Origin of the sequence: Mesobacillus sp. (assembly GCF_049588175.1) — a bacterium.
In the GTDB taxonomy this organism is placed as follows: Bacteria; Bacillota; Bacilli; order Bacillales; family Cytobacillaceae; genus Mesobacillus.
The window spans coordinates 1-5875 of sequence record NZ_JBAVFI010000605.1 but is presented as its reverse complement, the minus strand read 5'-3'; the positions used below and the strand labels follow the sequence as shown (position 1 = coordinate 5875).

General features: G+C 43.0%; 6 protein-coding genes. All 6 read left to right on the top strand.

Annotated elements, in window-relative coordinates; translation table 11 throughout:
* Positions 1-775, top strand: a 775-nt coding sequence (locus WB217_RS14685; RefSeq protein WP_423993981.1) for a thiamine pyrophosphate-dependent enzyme, incomplete at its 5' end; no start/stop codon positions are given.
* Positions 772-1581, top strand: coding sequence for a 2-succinyl-6-hydroxy-2,4-cyclohexadiene-1-carboxylate synthase (gene menH, locus WB217_RS14680; protein ID WP_423993980.1), 810 nt, complete (start codon positions 772-774; stop codon positions 1579-1581). The genes WB217_RS14685 and menH, both read left to right, overlap by 4 nt.
* 16 nt (positions 1582-1597) lie before the next feature.
* Entirely contained in the window at positions 1598-2416 is an 819-nt protein-coding gene (menB, locus tag WB217_RS14675; protein ID WP_423993978.1) for a 1,4-dihydroxy-2-naphthoyl-CoA synthase, read from the top strand.
* 150 nt (positions 2417-2566) lie between these two features.
* On the top strand, positions 2567-4048 hold the full coding sequence (locus WB217_RS14670; protein WP_423993977.1) for an o-succinylbenzoate--CoA ligase: 1482 nt from the start codon (positions 2567-2569) through the stop codon (positions 4046-4048).
* Positions 4045-5151, top strand: a complete 1107-nt coding sequence (menC, locus tag WB217_RS14665; protein WP_423993976.1) for an o-succinylbenzoate synthase — start codon at positions 4045-4047, stop codon at positions 5149-5151. The genes WB217_RS14670 and menC overlap by 4 nt, the downstream gene beginning before the upstream one ends.
* Before the next feature lie 365 nt (positions 5152-5516).
* The coding region (locus WB217_RS14660; RefSeq protein ID WP_423993975.1) for a globin domain-containing protein at positions 5517-5875 on the top strand (359 nt) is incomplete at its 3' end.

Below are 5875 nucleotides of genomic sequence, written 5' to 3'. Positions count from 1 at the left end.
GCCATCGATGGCAGCTTCTGACATGCTATATTGTGATGAAACGTTTTTTTTCAAGAAGATGCAAAACCTTATACGATCTGCAAACGATTCAGCATATCTTGAAACATGGCTTGCAGCAAACAGCATCGCAAAAGAACAATTGTCAGCTGTTTCAGATGTGCAAGAATTAAGTGAAGGGAAGCTATTCCATCAGCTTGCTGAGATGCTTCCGGAAGGCTCAACGCTTTTTGTCGGCAATAGTATGCCAATCCGTGACCTTGATTCATTCTTCTTTTTCAATGAAAAGAAAATCAAGGTGATGGCAAACAGAGGAGCAAATGGCATCGATGGGATTGTTTCGACAGCACTGGGGGTGGCAAGCGTTTCGCAACCGTGCTATCTTGTGCTTGGAGATCTTACCTTTTACCATGACCTGAATGGATTAATGGCAGCTAAAATGTACAATCTAAACATCAATATTTTATTGATTAATAATAATGGCGGCGGAATTTTTTCGTTTCTTCCGCAGGCAAATGAGCCGAAGCATTTTGAAAGGCTGTTTGGCACACCGCTGGATCTTGATTTCAGCCATGTTGTCGAAATGTATAACGGGAAATTCGATGTAATATCAGACTGGGATCATTTTGCAGAGGTTTTCGTTCAAAACCAAAGTATAAGTGGTTTGAAAGTGATGGAAATCCAGACAATGAGAGATAGGAATCTGACAGAACATCGAGATTTGTGGAAATCTGTTTCCCGGGAAATAACTTTAATGCTAAAAGGTGACAATCAATGAAAACCATGATAAACGGCGTCCGATTTAATGTCGAGAAGTGCGGAGAAGGTTTTCCCCTGCTGTTGCTTCATGGTTTTACTGGCGCGGCTTCTATATGGAAGCCGTTTTGTCCTATATGGGGAAAACACTCCCTTCTGGTGATGGTGGATTTGATTGGACATGGTCAAACAGACTCGCCTGAAATGGCAGACAGATACGATGTATTGAGGGCAGCAAATGATCTGAAGGTTCTTTTGGATGAGATGGGGATCGAGAAAACGGATTTGCTTGGGTACTCAATGGGAGGCCGAGTGGCCATCACCTTTGCAAGCCTCTATCCTGATATGGTGAGGAAAATGGTGCTGGAAAGTACCACACCAGGACTAAAAAATGAATCAGAGAAGAATGCTAGAATTCAACAGGACTACAATCTAGCCTCAAAGATAGAAGAGGGAGGATTGGAAAACTTCATTGATTATTGGGAATCAATTCCGCTCTTTCAATCTCAATTGAATTTGCCTGCCAAAGTAAGGGGACAAATAAGGAATCAAAGGCTCCAAAATAACCCTGTAGGCCTAGCAAACAGCCTGAGGGGGATGGGGACCGGGGCGCAGCCTTCATGGTGGGACAAGCTGCCCGGCTTTGATTTTGAAACATTAATGGTAACCGGTACATTGGATACAAAGTTCTGTAACATTGCAGAAGAAATGGTTTCAAAGCTTCCAAATGCTGCACATTTTTCGATAAAAGATTGCGGACATGCAATTCATGTGGAAGAACCTGAAAAATTTGGTACAATAGTAAGTGAGTTTTTGTCGAATACATAAATAGGAGGTTTTCTTAATGACAGTAGAATGGGTTTCAGAACGCAAGTATGAAGATATTATTTATGAAACTTATAATGGTATTGCTAAAATCACCATTAATCGCCCAGAAGTGCGCAATGCATTCCGACCAAAGACGGTAATGGAATTGATTGACGCTTTTGCTTATGCACGTGATGATTCGAGCGTTGGAGTTATTGTTCTAACAGGTGCTGGAGATGATGCATTCTGTTCAGGCGGAGACCAGAGGGTTCGCGGACATGGTGGATATGTTGGAGAAGACCAGATTCCTCGTTTGAACGTCCTTGACCTTCAGCGTTTGATCCGTGTAATCCCTAAGCCGGTTATCGCTCAGGTAAAAGGCTATGCAATCGGCGGCGGACATGTACTTCACGTAGTCTGTGATTTGACAATTGCGGCTGACAACGCTATTTTCGGACAGACTGGCCCTAAAGTAGGCAGCTTCGATGCTGGATACGGCTCTGGCTACTTAGCAAGAATCGTTGGCCATAAAAAAGCACGCGAAATCTGGTTCCTATGCCGCCAGTACAATGCTCAGGAAGCACTTGATATGGGCCTTGTAAATACGGTTGTGCCTCTTGACCAGGTTGAAGAAGAAACAATCAAGTGGTGTGAAGAAATCCTTGAAAAGAGCCCTACAGCACTTCGCTTCCTGAAAGCAGCAATGAATGCTGATACTGATGGACTTGCTGGATTACAGCAAATGGCAGGGGATGCAACATTGCTTTATTACACAACGGAAGAAGCAAAAGAAGGCCGCGACGCGTTCAAGGAAAAGCGTAAGCCAGACTTTGGCCAGTTCCCAAGGTTCCCTTGATTCTTTGTCTATTTTAAACGCAGTAAAAAACAGCTTGATGGATATCCATCAGGCTGTTTTCGTCTAAATGCATATTTGTTAGAAGCATGATCAATCGTCATGCATGTAGTAATAATGAAATGATTGTAAAATCAAAGAGGTGGTTACAAAATGGGAGAATACATACCAAACTGGCTGAAAAAAAGGTCAGAGTTGACTCCTGATCGTGAAGCGTTAATTTTTGAAGGGAGAACATATTCGTTTAAAGAAGTCTTTGAAAAGGCGAAGGATATTACCGGAAAGCTTGATGCTCTTGGTTTTGCAACTGGCTCTACAGCAGCTGTGCTTTTTTCTAATCAGGCAGATTCAGCATTCATTTTATATGCTTTGCAAATGGCTGGTGTACGTACGGTTATTCTGAACAATCGGCTTACAACCGAGGAATTATCATGGCAGCTGAATGACTCTGCAGCAGATTTGCTCATTTATGAAGAGTGTTTTACGGCTAAAGCTGCTTCTATTAATATTAGTTTGCAATCAATCAGTACAGAAGAACTCTACAAGATTGAAAGCGCTGATCCAGTCATCCTCGAGGAATTCAACCTGCGGGATGTCACAACCATTATGTATACGTCTGGAACAACCGGTAATCCTAAGGGCGTCATGCAGACATACGGAAATCATTGGTGGAGTGCAACAGCATCTGCTCTTAATCTAGGCATACATGAACAGGATAAATGGCTTTGCACTGTGCCGATTTTTCATATCAGCGGCTATTCTATTTTAATGAGAAGCCAGATTTACGGTATGCCAGTGGTTCTCCACAACACTTTTGATGAACGGAAGGCAATAGAAGATATTCGCAGTAAAAAAATTACGGTGATGTCGGTCGTCAGTACCATGCTTAGGAGAATCCTGAATGAGCTGGGCGGGGAAAAGCTTCCGGAAAGCTTCAGATGCATGCTGCTTGGCGGCGGTCCAGCACCTCTTCCAATGCTCGAGAACTGTCTTGAAAAGCAAATTCCTGTATTTCAAACTTACGGCATGACAGAAACATCCTCACAGTTCGCAACGCTGTCACCAGAATACAGCATTGAACGGTTAGGTTCTGCAGGTAAGGCATTATTTCCTAACCAGATTAAGATTGTTGACCAGGCTGGAAATGAAGTTCCTCCTCGGGCTGAAGGAGAAATCATAGTCAAAGGGCCGAATGTTACGATTGGCTATCTGAACAGAGATGTTGAAACAGCAGAAAAGATTCGTAATCAATGGCTATATACAGGAGATATCGGCTATTTGGACAATGATGGATTTCTCTACGTCCTTGATCGCCGTTCGGATTTGATTATTTCAGGCGGTGAAAACATTTACCCTGCTGAGATTGAAGGTGTACTGCTTTCTCATCAAGCTGTTGCGGATGCGGGTGTGATTGGAGCAGAGGATGAGCAATGGGGTCAGGTTCCGGTTGCGTTTATTGTCAGGAAGGATGGAGTTGACAACTTAGAGGAAGAATTACTTGAGCACTGCCTGCACAAGCTTGCAAAGTATAAGCTTCCTAAAAGAATCATCATTGTCGACAGCTTGCCCAGGAATGCTGCAAAAAAATTGTTAAGGCGAAAGCTGCGGGAGTGGCTGGAAGTGGAGAGACCATGAATATTAAGTCAATCAAGTTATCTTTGATAAAAATGCCATTGAAGCAGCCATTCACTACCCATTTAGGCACAGTAGCCGAAAGAGAAGCAATTATCGTTGAAGTGGAAGGGCATGATGGTGTCAGCGGTTATGGTGAAGGAGTTGCCTTTTCTTCGCCTTGGTACACAGAAGAAACAATGCAGACATCCTGGCATGTACTAAAGGATTTTATCATCCCGCTAATCAAGGAGAACGAGATTGCTCACGCTGTGGAAGCCTATACTTTGTTCAGTTCAATCAGAAGAAACCATATGGCAAAGGCGGCGATTGAAACAGCCTTGTGGGATCTGCAGGCAAAGCGGGAGGGTAAGCCGTTATCGAAGCTATTAGGAGGGACGATCGATAGCATTCCTTCTGGTGTAGTTGTCGGTAATCCTAATTTGCCAGCAGCTATCACTCAGATAGAAAGCTATTTAGAAAAGGGCTATAATCGTGTAAAAGTGAAAATCAGCCCGGAAAATGACATTCCGTATATCGCAGGGATTCGAAAGAAGTTTCCGAATTTGCCATTAATGGCAGATGCGAACTCCGCCTATACATTAGAAGATGCAGCACGCCTTAAGGCTCTCGATGAATATGGCTTGCTGATGATTGAACAGCCTCTTGATTATGATGATATTGTTGATCATGCCAAGCTCCAGTCTCAAATTTCGACGCCAATTTGCCTTGATGAAAGCATCGTAACCTTTAATGATGCAAGAAAAGCAGTCGAGCTAGGAAGCTGCAAAGTCATTAATATAAAAATTGGCCGGGTTGGCGGTTTAGGAGAAGCAAAAAGGATCCATGATTTTTGTGCTGGGAAGGGAATCCCTGTCTGGGTCGGCGGGATGATCGAATTCGGAATTTCGCGAGCCCATAACCTTGCACTGGCATCCTTGCCAGGATTCACAATCCCAGGAGATATTTCAGGATCTGACCGATATTGGGAAGAAGATATTATTGAGCCTGAAATTAAAGTCCATGGAGGTTCTATTACATTGCCGGAACGTCCAGGAATTGGTTTTGAACTTAACAGGAAGCGACTGAAGAAAGTAACGATTTTTGAAGAAAAAATTATATTTTAGGATAACAGCACTGTTTTTATGGTGCTGTCTTTTTATTTAGGCTTTGTTAAAGCTGAATGTTGATTTTAATACCCTGTTGATTGTAGTGGAAGGCGCGTAGACTCCTGCGGGCTTAGCTGGACAGGTGAGACCCCGCAGGAGCGAAGCGACGAGGAGGCTCAGCGCCTGCCCCGCGGAAAGCGAAGCGCCTGGAACGAAAATCAACAGCCTTGTTTAACAGAGCTTTTATTTAAATTAGCCCAAATTAACTATTTTGCGATAGTGTGATTTGCATCACTTACTCTCTACTTTTAATTTTATATAATCACTATGGGAATGAGGTTAACGCCTCTGCAAAATAGATAAGACATAAGGGAGTGTAAGGAATGCTAAACGCAAAAACGATTGAAATCATTAAATCTACAGTACCTGTACTAGAAGTTCACGGTGAACAAATCACGACTGTTTTTTACAAAACTATGTTCGAAAACCACCCAGAACTTCTAAATATATTTAACCATGCTAATCAAAAGCAGGGCAGACAGCAAAGGGCATTGGCTGGAACTGTTTATGCCGCTGCAAAATATATAGACAACCTGGAAGTAATCCTTCCGGTTGTAAACCAAATCGCACATAAGCACCGCAGCCTTGGAATCAAGCCGGAGCATTATCCAATCGTAGGAAAGCATTTGCTGCTTGCAATCAAAGAAGTACTTGGGGAGTCAGCAACGGACGAAATTATCAA